Origin of the sequence: Candidatus Sodalis pierantonius str. SOPE, from assembly GCF_000517405.1 — a bacterium.
In the GTDB taxonomy this organism is placed as follows: domain Bacteria; phylum Pseudomonadota; class Gammaproteobacteria; order Enterobacterales; family Enterobacteriaceae; genus Sodalis_C; species Sodalis_C pierantonii.
In genome coordinates this window covers 3,440,831-3,457,278 of sequence record NZ_CP006568.1, presented here as the reverse complement: position 1 = coordinate 3,457,278, position 16,448 = coordinate 3,440,831, and the positions used below count along the sequence as shown (strand labels likewise).

General features: G+C 58.3%; 8 protein-coding genes and 7 pseudogenes. 10 read left to right on the top strand and 5 right to left on the bottom strand.

The window, feature by feature from the left end:
• Positions 1–162: 162 nt before the first annotated feature.
• The 4 genes and pseudogenes from SOPEG_RS17320 to SOPEG_RS17305 form a co-directional block, all read right to left on the bottom strand.
• Positions 163–498 (bottom strand): MFS transporter, encoded by a 336-nt coding sequence (locus SOPEG_RS17320; protein ID WP_236851832.1) that lies wholly within the window; start codon positions 496–498, stop codon positions 163–165.
• Positions 499–571: 73 nt separating this feature from the next.
• Positions 572–1,495 carry an IS5-like element ISSoEn1 family transposase gene (locus tag SOPEG_RS17315; RefSeq protein ID WP_025244443.1) on the bottom strand — a complete coding sequence of 308 codons (924 nt, stop codon included), beginning with the start codon at positions 1,493–1,495 and terminating at the stop codon, positions 572–574.
• A 232-nt stretch (positions 1,496–1,727) separates the two neighbouring features.
• Positions 1,728–2,499: pseudogene (locus SOPEG_RS17310) on the bottom strand (N-acetylmuramoyl-L-alanine amidase).
• Positions 2,500–2,843: 344 nt separating this feature from the next.
• A complete protein-coding gene (locus SOPEG_RS17305; RefSeq protein WP_025246296.1) occupies positions 2,844–3,431 on the bottom strand; it encodes an acyl carrier protein phosphodiesterase in 588 nt (195 codons plus the stop codon).
• 104 nt (positions 3,432–3,535) lie between these two features.
• On the opposite strand from SOPEG_RS17305, the pseudogene queA reads away from it, so the two are divergent.
• From queA to secF, 5 genes and pseudogenes are all read left to right on the top strand, one after another.
• Positions 3,536–4,602, top strand: a pseudogene (gene queA / locus SOPEG_RS17300) (tRNA preQ1(34) S-adenosylmethionine ribosyltransferase-isomerase QueA).
• Positions 4,603–4,792: 190 nt separating this feature from the next.
• A pseudogene (gene tgt, locus SOPEG_RS17295) lies at positions 4,793–5,941 on the top strand (tRNA guanosine(34) transglycosylase Tgt).
• Entirely contained in the window at positions 5,942–6,274 is a 333-nt protein-coding gene (gene yajC / locus SOPEG_RS17290) for a preprotein translocase subunit YajC (protein ID WP_025246295.1), read from the top strand.
• Between the two features lie 27 nt (positions 6,275–6,301).
• Positions 6,302–8,150: pseudogene (gene secD / locus SOPEG_RS17285) on the top strand (protein translocase subunit SecD).
• Positions 8,151–8,159: 9 nt separating this feature from the next.
• Complete coding sequence (gene secF / locus SOPEG_RS17280) at positions 8,160–9,131, top strand: protein translocase subunit SecF (RefSeq protein ID WP_025246294.1); 972 nt, start codon at positions 8,160–8,162, stop codon at positions 9,129–9,131.
• A 282-nt stretch (positions 9,132–9,413) separates the two neighbouring features.
• Here the strand turns inward: secF and SOPEG_RS17270 are convergent.
• Positions 9,414–10,623, bottom strand: a pseudogene (locus SOPEG_RS17270) (IS256-like element ISSoEn2 family transposase).
• A 615-nt stretch (positions 10,624–11,238) separates the two neighbouring features.
• On the opposite strand from SOPEG_RS17270, the gene sbcD reads away from it, so the two are divergent.
• From sbcD to SOPEG_RS26595, 5 genes and pseudogenes are all read left to right on the top strand, one after another.
• Positions 11,239–12,459, top strand: coding sequence for an exonuclease subunit SbcD (gene sbcD, locus SOPEG_RS17260; protein WP_025246291.1), 1,221 nt, complete (start codon positions 11,239–11,241; stop codon positions 12,457–12,459).
• Positions 12,456–13,202, top strand: a pseudogene (locus SOPEG_RS30980) (AAA family ATPase); the annotation flags it as partial. The gene sbcD and the pseudogene SOPEG_RS30980, both read left to right, overlap by 4 nt.
• Before the next feature lie 585 nt (positions 13,203–13,787).
• The gene (locus SOPEG_RS26605; RefSeq protein WP_025246289.1) at positions 13,788–14,600 is read left to right on the top strand and encodes a hypothetical protein; all 813 of its coding nucleotides are present in this window, start codon (positions 13,788–13,790) and stop codon (positions 14,598–14,600) included.
• 153 nt (positions 14,601–14,753) lie between these two features.
• Complete coding sequence (locus SOPEG_RS26600) at positions 14,754–15,557, top strand: coiled-coil domain-containing protein (protein ID WP_025246288.1); 804 nt, start codon at positions 14,754–14,756, stop codon at positions 15,555–15,557.
• A 24-nt stretch (positions 15,558–15,581) separates the two neighbouring features.
• Positions 15,582–16,178: pseudogene (locus SOPEG_RS26595) on the top strand (SbcC/MukB-like Walker B domain-containing protein); the annotation flags it as partial.
• Between the last annotated feature and the right edge of the window lie 270 nt (positions 16,179–16,448).

Sequence of the window (16,448 nt, the reverse complement as noted above, 5' to 3'; positions counted from 1 at the left end):
CAAATTCTGTCAGTCAAGGGCAGCGCCTAGAGGGTCGGAAGGTACCGCGCCAGCGCGGGACGATACCGCATCGGCGGGTGATGGCGCGCCAGAAAGCCGTAGGGGTGAACGCCCCGCGGCCGCTCATTTGGATGCATGAAACACTGACAGACGCGTTAAACCTCATCCCGCGCCTTTGATGCGGCAATAGGTATACACGCTGAGCCCACCGACAATAGCGACGATGCCGATGACCACGAAGCCCGGCAAATAGGAGCCGGTGCTGCCGTGGAGAAACTCGACGACAAAGCCCGCCGTTGTTCCGCCGACGCCCGCGCCGATACCGTTGATGATCCCGGACGCGGCCCCCACCGCTTCCTTTCTGACGCTGGAAGTAATAATGGACCAGATATTGGTGGTAAAGCAGCTGGTAAACCAGGCGATGGAAAGCGTGATGACCGCCATTTTCACGACCGGGCTGGCAATTAAGGGAAGCGTAATCAGCAAAATCCCCGCCACCGACAAACCGCCGGCTGCTTTGTTGAATAAATCCGAAATTTGTGTGACGACTTCCTCCCTATCAGGGCGATTGTTACATGATGCGGACGCTGTTTGGCATTCCTAACAGCGTGATCCGGTTAAGCGCTTTGACCATTGCCATAGCCTCACCTACCTGCGCGTCATAGTCATGCAGACTCAGATGACCACCCAGAAGTGTTTTAAACCGGAACATGGTCGTTTCAGCCAGTGAACGCCGGTGATAACCTACTTTCTTTTTCCAGGTATCGTTATTGCCGCTCAGATGCTGATTTGCCACCGCGTGGTTACGCTCATGGTATCGAGCTGGCCAATATTGCGCACCACTTCGCGGTGGGATAAGCGGCTTTATTTTTTTCCTCAGCAGAGCATCATGACAGTAACGCGTATCGTAAGCACTGTCAGCCGACGCTTCCCTGATTTTCCGGTGGGTTTGGTTAATCAGCCCGGGCAGCGCCTGCGCATCTGTCGTACCGCTTAGCGATAAATCGGCACAGATAATTTCATGTGTCGCGCTATCTACTGCCAGATGAAGCTTGCGCCATACTCTGCGCCTCTCAGCCCCATGCTGCCTGACTTTCCATTCGCCTTCGCCGAAGACTTTCAGGCCGGTGCCATCGATGACCAGGTGTGAGATTTCGCCGCGGGTTGGCGTTTTTATGCTGATGTCGACGGTTTTTGCTCGCCGGCTGACCAGAGAGTAATCTGGGCAGCGCAGCGACAGCCCCATCAGTTTAAAAATCGAGTCAACGAAACCCTGTAACGCCCGGAGCGAAAGGTTAAACACGCGCTTTATCATCAGAACCGTGGTAATGGCCATATCGGTGTAGTGAAGCGGCCGGCCACGATGTTCAGGTGGTGTACTCTCAGTCCATGCAGCAATGGCTGACTCATCAAGCCATACTGTCAGGTTCCCCCGCTGCCTGAGCGCATTGTTGTATGCGGGCCAGTTGGTGATTTTAAACTTTTGCTTTGCCATGGGGACCTGATGTTGAAACGAATGTAGTGATCAGAGCCGCCAGTCACCTAAAAGTTCGATTTATTCAACAAAGCCCTGCCGAACAGGAATATTGCACTTTGCGGCAGCCGGCTATTCGGCCTGAGCCGAAAAGAGGGCAGCAGAGAAATGCGCGTGCGGTGGAATAAAATGCCGCTGTAAGCGACAGCGTAATCCACCGGCAGCGCCACAGTGACAGCAAGTGAGCCTGCACTCACTTGTTGAAATATTTATCTACCAAAGCGTAGAGAATTGCTGCGGTTCATTATCCACCGTGCCCTGCCAGTCAACGGGGCGAAAATGCAATTGAAAGCCTGGATAAGGTTTTTATAGCCGCCGGCGCCTGTTGCTCCCGCGATGTTATAGCCGTAGGTCTTGAGTTTGGCTTTTATCGCCGCCTGGTCAGGCGTTTCGTGCTCAGCAAAGTCGTCGCTATACTGCTGTTTAGTCGCATCATCAAACCAGGCGCCTATGCCCGCCTCGTACAACTTTCTCCAGGGAAACGCCGCGCCGGGATCGAATTTCCGCCCGGGGGCAACATCACTATGGCCGACCACCTGTGTAGGGGTTATATCTGGATAGCGTTGCAGGACAGACTGCGCTAATTGAATGATGGCCTCGACTTGCACCGGAGGATAAGGCGGGAAGGTCCATTTCCCCGCGTTAACCGACGCCAGGTTCACATTTTCTATCCCGATAGACGTATCGTTGAGATTGTTGCGCCTGGCCCAGGCGCTAAGGCCGGCGTGCCAGGCGCGATCCTTCTCGTCCACCAGGTTGAAAATGCGCATATCATTGAAGCCGGCGTCGATATAGCTTTGATCGTCGGGATCGGGCACCAGATAATGCGCGCTGAGGGTCGCGTCGCCGCTCAGCGCGTTGACCGAGTCGGCGAAATTGAGAGCGGTGTAATGCATAATCAGAAAGCGTACGCGTTGGTTAAATCCTTTTACTGAACGGTAACTTGTCGCATCGATGGGGTACATGGCCAGGACTCCTTCCTGTGGGATGATTGTCTAGCGCTATTCATAACACCCCCTGTCGCCGTCGGCAACGACGGGCTGTTGGGTCATTTCTAGGACATTGCGTACGGGGCGGCAAAAGGTTGTGCCGCGCACGGTTCCCCTTGTCTACCGAAAAGGCAATTCTCAATGGGGGAACCGGCCACGCGGCGAATAGTTGGCGATATAAACGGACGGACCACCCGGCTCCGCCACGGAGCGCGGGACACGTCAACAGACAAAGTGGGCGCGGTCCACATAGATGACAGATGGACACGCCACTGGACGACCGGGCGATCAGCGACCGGTGAGCGCGCAAGCGGGCACGCTCAGTGGCCCAGCGCGCCCTGGCGCGCTACATGCATCATCGCCGGATAAAGTTGCCAAAACGCCGTTTCCAGCCGGTCATAATGGGTTTGGATCTCCGGATAAATCTCGCCCAGCGCCGACAGCCGCGGGTGGCGCTGGGCCATACCGTTTAGCACCTGGGCCAGAAAAGGCCCATCGGCATAGTGCAGCAGCCAGCGTTCCCGCCACAGATAGCGGTTAAGGGATTGAAACCCCACCGGCGTATCCGGCAGCGCGGGCGCGATTTCCCGCTGCGCCCGCAAGACGAATTCCGCCAGCGGCAACTGTGGCTCGACCCGCAGCCAGTGGCGCGACAGAAAATGATCCCAGACTACATCCAGCGCGATAGGCGCCACCCGCCGCGTCGTGGGCGAAAACAGCGTGCGCACCTGCTTTACCGCTTCGTGACTATCGGTAAGGCTATCAATTCGGCGATGCATACGAATCCCCGCCACAATCGCGGGTGAATAGAGGCCTTCGGGATCGCCGCGGACAAAATCCGCCATCAGATTTCCGAGCAGGGAGCTATGCGCCAGGGTGGCGAGATGCAGATGAGCAAGAAAATTTATTTCATCAGTATACGGCAAAAGCGGCGCGACATAGCTTAATTCTTGCAGGGCGGAACGCATAGCCCTAGACTAAGCCGCCTGTTTTTATGCTGAAGTGATTTGCCATGCGCGTTGCCGACTTCTCTTTTGAATTACCCGATAATCTGATTGCCCGCTATCCGCAGGCGGAACGCAGCGCCTGCCGTCGCTGGACGGCCAGACGGGCGCGCTGGCGCATCAGGTTTTTACCGATTTGCTGGATAAACTGGCGCCTGGCGATTTACTGGTATTCAATAATACCCGGGTGATCCCCGCCCGATTGTTCGGCCGCAAAGTCAGCGGCGGTAAAATCGAAGTCCTGGTGGAAAGAGTTCTCGATGATAAGCGGGTACTTGCCCACGTGCGCGCGTCCAAGGCACCGAAAGCCGGCGCCGCGCTGCTGTTGGGGGATGATGACAGCATCGCCGCCACCATGGTGGCGCGCCACGATTCACTTTTTGAGCTGCGTTTCGACGACCCCCGCGATGTGCTGACGCTGCTCAATGATGCCGGCCATATGCCTTTGCCGCCCTATATCGATAGGCCCGACGAAACCGCGGATCGTGAGCTCTATCAGACGGTTTACGGTGAACGGCCCGGCGCGGTGGCGGCGCCCACCGCCGGCCTGCATTTCGATGAGCCGCTGCTGGCGGCGCTGCGCGCCAAAGGGGTTGCAATGGCGTTTGTCACCCTGCATGTAGGCGCTGGAACCTTCCAGCCGGTGCAGGTGGATCGGATCGAACAGCATCAGATGCACTCGGAGTATGCCGAAGTGCCGCAAGAGGTGGTTGATGCGGTTCTGGCGTGCAAGGCGCGCGGCAACCGGGTCGTGGCCGTCGGTACCACCTCCGTGCGCTCCCTTGAGAGCGCGGCCGCGGCGGCGGGAGAGAATACCCTGGCGCCGTTTTTTGGCGACACGCGCATTTTTATTTATCCCGGTTATCATTTTCGCGTGATAGATGCGCTTATCACCAATTTTCATCTGCCCGAGTCCACCTTGATAATGCTGGTATCGGCGTTCGCCGGTTATCGCCATACGCTGGCGGCCTACCGGGAAGCGGTGGCGCAGGCGTACCGTTTTTTCAGCTATGGGGACGCCATGTTTATCACCCGGAACCCTGCCGCTGCCCAAGAGCGCGTGGGTGAGTCGTAATCGGGCGGGCTGATCGGCAATAGCGGGTCTGGATCCGTGCTTTGCGCGAACCGTCGGCGGCAGAAAGCAGGGATTAACCACGCCGGCGGCAACACATTCCGCGGACCGGCTTGTACAGCGGTTTACGGGGTTGCTAGAATGCGCTCCTTTTCATCAAACATCGGACTGTTTCTCTGGTGTTGGAGGATGTGTGGAATATCGATTATTGAAAACCGATGCCCAGGCCCGCCGCGGGCGGCTGGTATTTGATCGGGGCGTCGTGGAAACGCCGGCGTTTATGCCGGTTGGGACGTATGGCACCGTGAAGGGCATGACGCCCGAAGAAGTGAAAGAAACCGGCGCGCAGATTCTGCTGGGCAATACCTTTCATCTTTGGCTGCGCCCGGGTCAGGCGGTCATGAAGCTGCACGGCGATTTGCACGATTTTATGCAGTGGCACGGTCCAATACTGACCGATTCCGGCGGGTTCCAGGTCTTCAGTCTGGGCGACATTCGCAAAATTACCGAAGAAAACGTGCATTTCCGCAATCCCATCAACGGCGACGCGATTTTCTTAAGCCCCGAAAAATCGATGGAAATCCAGTACGATCTGGGTTCCGATATTGTCATGATTTTTGACGAATGCACGCCTTATCCTTTCGATTGGGATTACGCCAAGCGCTCGATGGAAATGTCGTTAAGCTGGGCGGCCCGCAGTCGCTAGCGTTTTGATGAGCTTGAAAATCCCAATGCGCTTTTCGGTATTATTCAGGGCGGTGTTTACGAAGATTTACGAGATGTATCGGTAAAAAGACTGGTAGAGATCGGTTTTGATGGTTACGCTGTGGGCGGCCTGGCGGTAGGGGAACCGAAAGCCGATATGCACCGTATTTTGGCGCACCTGTGCCCGCAGATCCCGGCGGATAAACCGCGCTATTTGATGGGCGTCGGTAAACCTGAAGATCTGGTGGAGGGCGTTCGCCGCGGTATCGATATGTTCGACTGCGTCATGCCGACCCGCAATGCCCGCAATGGTCATCTGTTTGTTACCGATGGCGTGGTGAAAATACGCAACGCCCGGTATAAAGACGATGTCACGCCGCTGGATGCGGAATGTGATTGTTACACCTGTCGCAATTATAGCCGCGCGTACTTGCATCATCTTAACCGTTGCAACGAAATATTGGGTGCCCGTCTAAATACTATCCATAACCTACGTTATTACCAGCGTTTGATGGCGGGTTTACGCCAGGCTATTGATGAGGGTAAATTAGAGCACTTTGTAGGTGAGTTCTATCGCCGGACAGGTAAGCCGGTGCCACTTTTAGTCGTCGAGTTAAATAACAATGAGGGAATTTAAATGAGCTTTTTCGTTTCTGACGCCGTTGCCGCCATCGGTGCTCCGTCCCAGTCAAGTCCTTACTCTCTGGTGGTGATGCTGGTTGTTTTCGGTCTGATCTTTTATTTCATGATCCTGCGCCCACAGCAAAAGCGCGCCAAGACGCATAAAGAGTTGATGAATTCCATTTCCAAAGGAGATGAAGTTCTGACGACCGGCGGTCTGGTGGGGCGCGTGGTGAAAGTCGCTGACACCGGCTATATTTCCATCGCGCTCAACGATACCAATGAAGTGGTCATCAAGCGTGATTTTGTGGCCGCCGTTTTGCCGAAAGGTACGATGAAAGCGCTGTAATAAACGATTTTCCCGAAGGGAACTGCCGTGTTAAACCGTTATCCTTTATGGAAGTATATCATGCTGGCGCTGGCGCTGGTCGTCGGGCTGCTGTATGCGCTTCCCAACCTGTATGGTGAGGATCCTGGCCGTACAGATCACTGGCGCGCGGGGTGGCGCCGCCAGTGAATCGACGCTGGTCCAGATCCGGACTGTATTAGAACAGCAACATATCGCCAGTAAATCCATTGCTCTGGAAAATGGCGCCATTCTGGCCCGTTTTTCCAACTCGGACGTACAGTTGCGCGCCCGCGAAGCGTTGATGAACGCCCTCGGCGAGAATTATGTCGTGGCGATTAATCTGGCCCCGGCCACTCCCCCCTGGTTAGCCATGGTAGGGGCGGCGCCGATGAAGCTCGGCCTGGATTTGCGGGGCGGCGTTCACTTCCTGATGGAAGTGGATATGGACACTGCGCTCAATAAGTTGCAGGAGCAGACGATGGATACCCTGCGCGGCGATTTGCGCGAAAAGGGCATTCCGTATGCGACGGTGCGTAAAATCGAGAATTACGGTAGCGAAATCCGCTTCCGCGATGCCGATACCCGCGATCAGGCGATATCCTGGTTGACGCCGCGCCACCGCGATATGGTTATCAACAGCGTCGGAGACAACGCGCTGCGCGCCACGCTGGCGGACGATCGCCTGCGCCAAGCCCGCGAGTACGCGGTACAACAGAACATCACCATCCTGCGCAACCGCGTCAATCAGCTGGGCGTCGCCGAGCCTTTGGTGCAAGGTCAGGGCGCCGACCGAATTGTCGTCGAGCTGCCGGGTATCCAGGATACGGCGCGCGCCAAAGAAATTTTGGGGGCGACCGCCACGCTCGAATTCCGTCTGGTCAATAGCTCGGTGGATCAAACCGCCGCCGCCAACGGCCTTGTGCCGGGGGATTCGGAGGTGAAAGCCACCCGCGACGGCCAGCCGGTTGTGTTATACAAACGGGTTATCCTGACCGGCGATCACATCACCGACTCCACCTCCAGCGCCGATGAATATAACCGTCCGCAGGTCAATATTTCCCTGGACGGCAGCGGCGGCACGACCATGTCCAACTTCACCAAGGACAATATCGGCAAGCTGATGGTCACCTTGTTTGTGGAGTATAAGGATAGCGGCAAGAAAGACGCCAACGGTCGCGCCATTCTGGAGAAGCAGGAAGAAGTCATCAATGTCGCCACCATCCAGTCGCGGTTGGGTAACAGCTTCCGCATTACCGGCATCAACAATCCCAACGAGGCGCGTCAGCTGTCGCTGCTGCTGCGTGCGGGCGCGTTGATTGCGCCGATCCAGATAGTGGAAGAGCGCACCATCGGTCCGACCCTGGGGCTGCAGAATATTACCCAGGGACTGGAAGCCTGTTTGTGGGGGCTGGTGGCGTCGATTCTGTTTATGGTGGTGTGGTATCGCAAATTTGGTCTTATTGCCATCACGGCGCTCATCGCCAACCTGGTGCTTATTATCGGCATCATGTCTCTGCTGCCCGGCGCGACGCTGACCATGCCGGGTATCGCCGGTATTGTATTGACGCTGGCGGTGGCGGTGGATGCCAATGTGCTTATTAATGAACGTATTAAAGAAGAGCTGCGCAACGGTCGCACGGTGCAGCAAGCCATTCATGAGGGCTACCGTGGCGCGTTCTCCAGTATCGTTGACGCCAACGTCACGACGCTGATTACCGCCGTCATCCTGTACGCGGTGGGCACGGGGTCGATCAAGGGCTTCGCCATTACCACCGCCATCGGGATTGCTACCTCAATGTTTACGGCGATCATCGGCACCCGTGCCATCGTTAACCTGCTTTACGGCGGTAAACGCATCGATAAGCTGTCTATCTAGGAGTGGCTTGTGGCTCAGCAACAAAGAAATGTCGAAAAATTGAACTACGGCCGTAAAGTCTACGACTTTATACGCTGGGATTATGTGGCGTTCACCCTGTCGGCCATCCTGCTTATCGCCTCCATCGCCATCATGGCGGTGCGGGGCTTTAACTGGGGGCTGGATTTCACGGGCGGTACGGTAATTGAACTTAACCTGGAAAAGGCCGTCGATCTTGACCAGATGCGTGACGCGCTTGAACATGCGGGCTTCACGGATCCGCTGGTGCAGAATTTCGGCAGCAGTCGCGATGTGATGGTCCGTATGCCCCCGGTGCAAGACGGCCGTGGGCAGGAGCTGGGCAATAAAGTGCTCGGAGTGATTAATCAGGCAACCGGGCAGAATGCCGCCGTGAAGCGGGTCGAGTTTGTCGGACCTAGCGTCGGCAGCGATCTGGCTCAGGACGGAGGCATGGCGCTGCTGGTGGCGTTGATCTGTATCCTGATTTATGTCGGCTTCCGGTTTGAATGGCGGCTGGCGACCGGGGCGGTGTTGGCGCTGGCCCATGACGTGGTGATTACGCTTGGGGTTCTGTCGCTGTTTCATATCGAGATCGATCTGACGATTATCGCCTCCCTGATGTCGGTGATTGGCTACTCGCTGAACGACAGTATCGTGGTGTCGGACCGTATCCGTGAGAACTTCCGCAAAATTCGCCGCGGCAGCGCCTACGATATTTTTAACGTCTCGCTGACGCAGACCTTGAGCCGGACCATCATGACCTCGGCCACTACATTGATGGTGGTGTTGATGCTGTTGATATTCGGCGGCGCGATGCTGCGCGGCTTCTCCACAACGCTGTTTATCGGCGTCTTTATCGGCACCGTCAGCTCCATCTATGTGGCGTCGGCGTTGGCGCTTAAGCTCGGCATGAAACGCGAACATCTGTTGCAGCAGAAGGTGGAAAAAGAGGGCGCCGATCAGCCTTCGCTGCTGCCCTAAGAAACGCCCAACGCGCTATGAGGAGCGCTGCCGCCGCGCGAGCGGAGGCGGCCTCCCGCGGCGTGATGTTCGCGTTGCGGGCACGGGCCGTTACGTGTGGCGCAAATGCCGCCGTGCGATACAGTCAGCACCGCCCGGGCGGTTACCGCCCAGGCAGAGGGCAGTTTATTGGCTGCCGACAGGTTTGGTGGCGTCCGCCGCCGGCGGATTTTGCGGCGTGTACGGCTGAATATCATGCAGCCGGATGTGACCCTGTACACGATTCTGTGTAAATGTCTTTTCTCAGAAATGACCGTCCAGGCGGTCACCGAACTCGATAATAAAGCGGCTCATTGCCATGCGCCAGTCCCTCAAAGGCATTGTCCATTTCTGTGAGACCGCCTGTATCGCCAGCCACACCACCTTTTTCACTGTGTCGTCGGTCGGGAACACCTTGCGCTTTTTGATGGCATGCCGGATCACGCTGTTTAACGACTCGATGGCGTTGGTCGTGTAGATCACCTTGCGGATGTCCGTTGGGTAGGCAAAGAACGTGGCCAGATTGGCCCAGTTTGCCTGCCAGCTTCGATTTATTTGCGGGTAGCGGATGTCCCAGGCACTGGAGAACGCTTCCAGGGCCTGCAAGCCGGCTTCTTCCGTAGGGGCCTGATAAGATAGCTTTCAGGTCGCGGGTGACGGCCTTGTAGTCCTTCCAGGAGACGAACCGCAGGCTGTTGCGCACCATATGCACGATACACAGCTGGAGCCGCGCCTCCGGATACACCGCGTTAATAGCGTCAGGGAAACCTTTCAGCCCGTCTACGCAGGCGATAAGGATATCGTTCAGGCCGCGGTTTTTCAGCTCTGTCAGCACGTTCAGCCAGAACTTTGCGCCTTCATTTTCGGCCAGCCACATACCTAGCAACTCTTTCTGGCCTTCGATGTTGATGCCCAGCGCCAGGAACACAGATTTGTTGATGATGCGGCTGTCCTGCCGGACTTTTAGAACGATACAGTCAAGATAAACAATGGGATAGACTGCATCCAGAGGCCGGTTTTGCCATTCAACAACCTGCTCCATGACCGCATCGGTGACCTTTGAGACCAGCGCCGGCGAGACATCGGCGTCATACAGCTCTTTGAACGCGGCGGCGATCTCGCGGATGGTCATCCCTTTGGCGTACAACGATAAAATCTGGTTATCCATCCCGGTAATCCGGGTCTGGTTCTTCTTCACCAGTTGCGGTTCAAAGGAACCGTCACGATCGCGCGGAGTACGCAGCGCCAGCGGGCCATCGCCAGTGGTAACGGTTTTTGTGGAATAGCCGTTGCGGGCGTTGGTCCCCGGTTTAGGCTGATTTTTATCGTAGCCGAGGTGATGGGTCATTTCGGCATTGAGAGCTGCTTCGACGCTGATTTTTTTCAGCAGCCGATCGAAGTGACTGAGATCTTCAGGGGTTTTGAAATTTTTGGCCAGTTCGTTAGCCAGAGCCTGCAACTGTTTTTCGTCCATAAATTAACCTGTTTTTGATGTTAGATTGAACATATCAAAATCAGGCAAATACACAAATTTCTAAACAGGCTCCGGAATAACTGATCGGATGTCGCCGGAACAGCTGATCGGATACGTCGGAATCTGCACTCTCGTCTTCCACCACCAGTATGCGTCTCGCCATCGTTTCTCCGCTATAAATCGTCATGATTAAGGTGCCGGCATTATGCGTCACTTTTGTGACATATTTATTAAAACTCATTTATCTTAAAAGAAATAGATTTTATCGTTAACTGATGCAGGCACCCGGCGGCAACAGACGACGTCTAAATACCATAACCAACTGAAAATTAGCGAATATTATTAATCAATGCGCCGCAGCCGCGCCGTCAGCGCCTTACGCAGGATCTTGTTTCCTTTCGGGTAACCGAGAGCGTCAGGGGGTGGCGGAGCGTATAGCGCCACGGCAACGGCGGAGAGTGCAGGCAAGCGCGCGGTTGCTCAGCGCGGAAAGAGGTCGCACGGGAGGACTTATCCCCTTTTCGGGAACCGGCGCCGCAAAATTCCCCCGTCGGACGACAGGCGCCGGCGTCACGGTTTATACTGCCCCATCGATTTGTTTGCCGCTGGAGCGTCATGCGCATTATTCACACTTCTGATTGGCATCTGGGTCAGTCGTTTTTCACCAAAAACCGCGTCGACGAACATCAGGCGTTTCTGACGTGGCTGATCAGCCAGGTGGATGAACACCAGGTGGACGCCTTGATTGTAGCGGGCGATGTATTCGATACCGGTACACCACCCAGCTATGCCCGCGAATTATTCAACCGTTTCGTCGTGTCGCTGCAGCCGACCGGCTGTCGTCTGGTGGCGCTGGCGGGCAATCATGACGCGGTCGCGATGCTCAATGAATCCTGCGCGCTGCTGGCGTGCCTGAATACGCGCATTGTGGCCGGCGGCAACGGCGAGGACCAGGTGTGGGTGCTAGACGATCGCCACGGCGCGCCGGGCGCGGTGCTGTGCGCCGTTCCCTTTCTGCGGCCGCGGGATGTACTGGTCAGCCGCGGCGGCCTGTCGGGAGGTGAAAAGCAGCAGGCGTTGCTTGATGCCATCGCCGAGCGCTATCAGCAGCTGTATCAACGCGCGCAGCGGTTGCGCGACGCGCTCCCCTCCCCGGTCCCGATTATCGCCACCGGCCATCTCACGACGGTCGGCGCCAGCACCACCGACTCGGTGCGCGATATTTACATCGGCGCTCTCGATGCTTTTCCCGCGCGGTTGTTCCCGCCCGCGGATTATATCGCCCTGGGCCATATCCACCGGCCGCAGATTATCGGCGGCAATGACTGCATCCGCTATTGCGGCTCGTCGATACCGCTAAGTTTTGATGAAGCGGGTCAGCCGAAACAGGTCAATCTGGTCACCTTTCAGGACGGTCTGCCGCCGCGGATAACGCCGCTGACGGTGCCCGAAACGCAGCCAATGCGGCTTATCAAAGGCCCTGTGGATGAGATAGAGCGGCAGTTGCGCGGCTATGCTGATTATCGCGGCGAACGCCCGGTGTGGCTGGACATTGAGGTTGTGGCCGACGGCTATCTCACCGACATACAGCAGCATCTCCAGGCGTTGGCGGAGCCGTTACCGGTAGAGGTGGTATTGCTGCGCCGCAGCCGCGAGCAGCGGTCTAGCGGCCTTCATCCGTTACAGCAGGAGACGCTTAGCGAATTGAGCGTGAGCGAGGTGTTTGAACGGCGGCTGGCGCTGGAGGAGGCGCCGGATGAACCCCGCTGCCAGCGCATCCGGGGCCTGTTTGAACAGGTGGTCGGCGATGTACACGATGGCCGGGAGGAAGCATGAAAATTCTGACGCTGCGCCTAAAAAACCTGAATGCGCTGCAGGGCGAATGGAAAATCGACTTTACCGCCGTCCCCTTTGATCACAGTAGCTTGTTCGCCATTACCGGCCCGACCGGCGCGGGAAAAACCACGCTGCTCGATGCCATCAGTTTGGCGCTTTATCACCAGACGCTGCGCCTTAAGGACAACCCCGGCCCGGAGCTGATGACACGCCATACCGCGGAAGCGCTTGCCGAAGTGGAGTTTGCCGTTAAAGGGGTCGGCTACCGTGCGTTTTGGAGCCAGTGCCGGGCGAAAAATCAACCTAACGGTAATCTGCAGGAAGCGAAAGTGGAGCTGGCCCGCATCAGCGACGGCCTGATTCTGGCGGATAAAATCAGCGATAAAAAACGCCTGATAGCCGAACTGACGGGACTGGATTTTGCGCAGTTTACCAAATCCATTTTGCTGGCGCAGGGCGATTTTGCCGCGTTTTTGAATGCTGACGCCAAAAGCCGCGCCGGGCTGCTCGAGGAGCTGACGGGCACCGATATCTATGGCCGCATCTCCGCCGATGTATTTGAACGTAATAGAGCGGTCCGCAACGAGTTGGCGCAGTGGGAAGCCCGCGCGGGCGCCATTGAAATGCTGACCGGTGAGCAGCAGGCGGCGCTCGAGGACGAACTGACGCAGCGGCGGCAGGAGGAACAGCGGCTGAACGCGCAGCGCCATCAGACTTGGCTGAATGAACGGGCGCAGCGGCAGACGGCGCTGGCGCAGACGCAGCAGGCGTCCTTGCAGGCCGCGCAGCAGGTGCAGGCCGCAGCGCCGGATCTGGCTCACCTTGCCGCGGCGGAGCCGGCGGAGGCGTTGCGCCCTTTGCTGGACCGGCAGCGGCGCGACGCGCAGGCCTGTACCCGCGCCGAGAGGGAGCTGGCCCAGTTGCAATAGCGCCAGAAGCAGGATCAGGCGCGGCTGCAGCCGCTGGCGCAAGCGCTGCGCCTCGCCGATGAACAACTGGCAGCGCACGAGGAAGATCAGCGCCGGCAGCAGCAAATAATAGAGGAACAGCTTATCCCGCTGGATCAGCAGATCGCCACGCTGCGGCAACAACAAGAGGACCTCAAGCGTCAGCTTCTGCCGCTGCAGCAGCGCCATCGTCAGGAAAGCGCTGCTCTGGCGACACAGCAGCAGGCGCTGCACCAGGCTCGTCAGCAGGCGCAGGAGGAGAGTGACTGGCTGGACCGCCATGCCGCATGCCGCCTGTGGGGTAAGCAGCGCCCGCTGTGACGTGAGCAGTTCGCTCGCCGCGATGAAGCGCAAACCCATTGCCGCAACCTGGAACAGCGCATGGCGCAGCAACGGTTGCGGCTTACCGCTTTACAAACGGAAGGTCAGCAGAGATTAACGGAGAGTCAGCGGCTGGCACAGCAGCGCGAGGCGCTAAGCTTGAGCTTTGCCGAGGCGCAACGGCGGCGGGAAGAACAGGCCCACGCGCAGAGCGGCACTACGTTCGAGACGCGCTGGAAACGGCGGCAGGGGCAGCGGCCCCATTATCTGTTGCTGACCACCCTGCTGCCGCAGCTCTCGGGGCTGGCGGATAGGCTCCGGCAGGAGGAGGCGCAGCAGTCCCAACGCCTGCAAACGCGGTTTACGTTAAGCCAGGAGCAAGCGGCGCTGCACGCCAGGCTGGAGGACAAAACCCGGCTGCTGAGGCAGACGAAAACCACGCTGGAGCTGGAACGGCGTATTGTCCGGCTGGAGGATGAGCGTCGCGCCCTGCGCGCCGATGAACCGTGCCCGCTGTGCGGCGCCACCCAGCATCCAGCGATAAATGCCTATCAGACGTTGTCTCTCGGGCGCACCGAGCAGCAGTTGCAGCAGCAGACCGAGGTAGACCAATGCGCCGCGGCGAAGATCGAGGGGGATACCCGTTTGCACCTGCTGGTTACGCAGTGCCAACAGGGCGAGGAAACGCTGACGGCCTTGGCGCATCAGCGCGACGAGCTACAACAACGCTGGCGGCAGGCGGTAAAGCAACTGGCGATTGCGCCTGACGAAAACCTGCGCCTTCCCGAGCTGACGACGCTAACGCCCGAGACTCTGCAGGCGGCCGCAGACGCGCTGGCGGCTTATGAACGGGAAGAGACTCAACTGGCGTAGCGGCTCGAACAGCTACAGCAGGCGACCCTGGCGTGGCAGTCGGCGCGCGATGCACTAAGCGCCGCCGAGCTTGTCCACGATCGCAGCCTGTCGGCGCTGGCGCTAAACGGTCAGCAGCAACGCGACCTGGAGGAGAATCTGCAAGCCTCCACCTTGAGTCTGACCCAGCAGCAAACCGATCTCGCGCGGCTTAACGAGGAGATTGCCGCCGCCCTCGACGCGGCAGCGTTAACGGTGCCGGAGCCGATGCAAACCGCGGCGTGGCTCGATGCTCGCCGGGAACTGTGGCAGAGGTGGCAGCAGCGCCATGAACAGGCGCAGCGGCTAATAAGCCAAATAACCTCGCTGAACGGCAGCGTCGACGCCCTGATGCAGACCGTCGCGGACCTGATGCAACGCCAGGCGGCGCTGACGCAAGCGCTAACGGCCACCGACGCTGAACTGGCCGGCGCCAGCCGACAGCGTTATGCCCTGGCCGGCGATGTCTCGACCGTCGAGTTCGGCGCGCGGCTGCGCCGCACCGGTGAACGGCTGCGACAAGCGCAGCTTCAGGCCGGCCAACAGCTACAAGCAGCGCAGCGTCAGCTGCATGAACTGGCGGGCAGCCTCAGTGCGCTGGCGCGCCAGCGGCAGACGCTGGCTCAGCAGGCATCGTCCAGCACAAGTCAGCTGCAACAGGCGTTGAGCACCTCTTCGTTTGCCGATAGCGCTGCCCTGGATGCTGCGCTGCTGCCTACAGGCGAGCGGGATGCGCTGCGCGAACGTCGCGATCGGCTTAACGCGCAGCAGCAGCGTACTGATGCCCGCCAGCAGCAGGCCGCCGAGGCGCTGGCACAGGTGGAGGCCGCCCGTCCGCCTACCCTGTCGCCCGAGGAGGATGACGCCGCGGTGGCGGAGCGCCTGGCCGAGTTGGATGACCAACTGCGCCAACTTGCCCGCAGGCAAGAGGAAATATAGCAGCAGTTGGGCAGCCATCAACAGCGACAGCGGGAACAGCATCTGCTGCTGTGGCAGATAGAAGAGAGCCGCGACCGTTGTCAGGATTGGGCCTATCTCAATGAGCTCATCGGGTCGAAAGAGGGGGATAAATTTCGTAAATTCGCACAGAGTTTAACGTTAGAACACCTTATTTATCTGGCTAACCAGCAGTTGGCGCGCCTGCACGGCCGTTATCAACTGCAACGCAAAACGCACGAAGAGCTGGAGCTGGAAGTGATGGACACCTGGCAGGCGGACGCCATACGTGATACTCGGACGCTGTCAGGCGGGGAGAGTTTTCTGGTCAGTCTGGCGCTGGTGTTATCGGATTTGATCAGTCATAAGACGGGCATCGACTCGCTGTTCCTTGACGAGGGATTCGGCACCCTTGACGCCCAGACGCTGGATATCGCCCTGGACGCGCTGGATACCCTCAACGCCAGCGGTAAAATGATCGGCGTGATAAGCCACGTGGAAGCGATGAAGGAGCGTATCCCAGTGCAAATAAAAGTCAGTAAGATTAATGGATTGGGCATCAGTCGCCTTCAGCGACAATTTGCGGTGGCGGACAATGCGCCGGTCAAAGATGTGGACGATTGAGACCGCTGGCGGCAACGACACCCAACCCACCATTGGCACGGCCGGCCCCTCTGCCGGCGGCAACGCCACCAGAACCGTTATTGACGCAGTTGGCAACCTATGCCCACGGCAACTGCACCCCGCCCGCCGTTGACGCCTCTGCCTGAGGCGAGGCGGCGGTGCCAGAGGCGGTGCCGGGTGCCTGTCGCCGCGAAGAGAGCCGCTCAGGCGGGAGCCCTACTCTCCGCCGGTGCGCTATGTAAACCCGACCTGCCGCCGCGCGGGTGACGC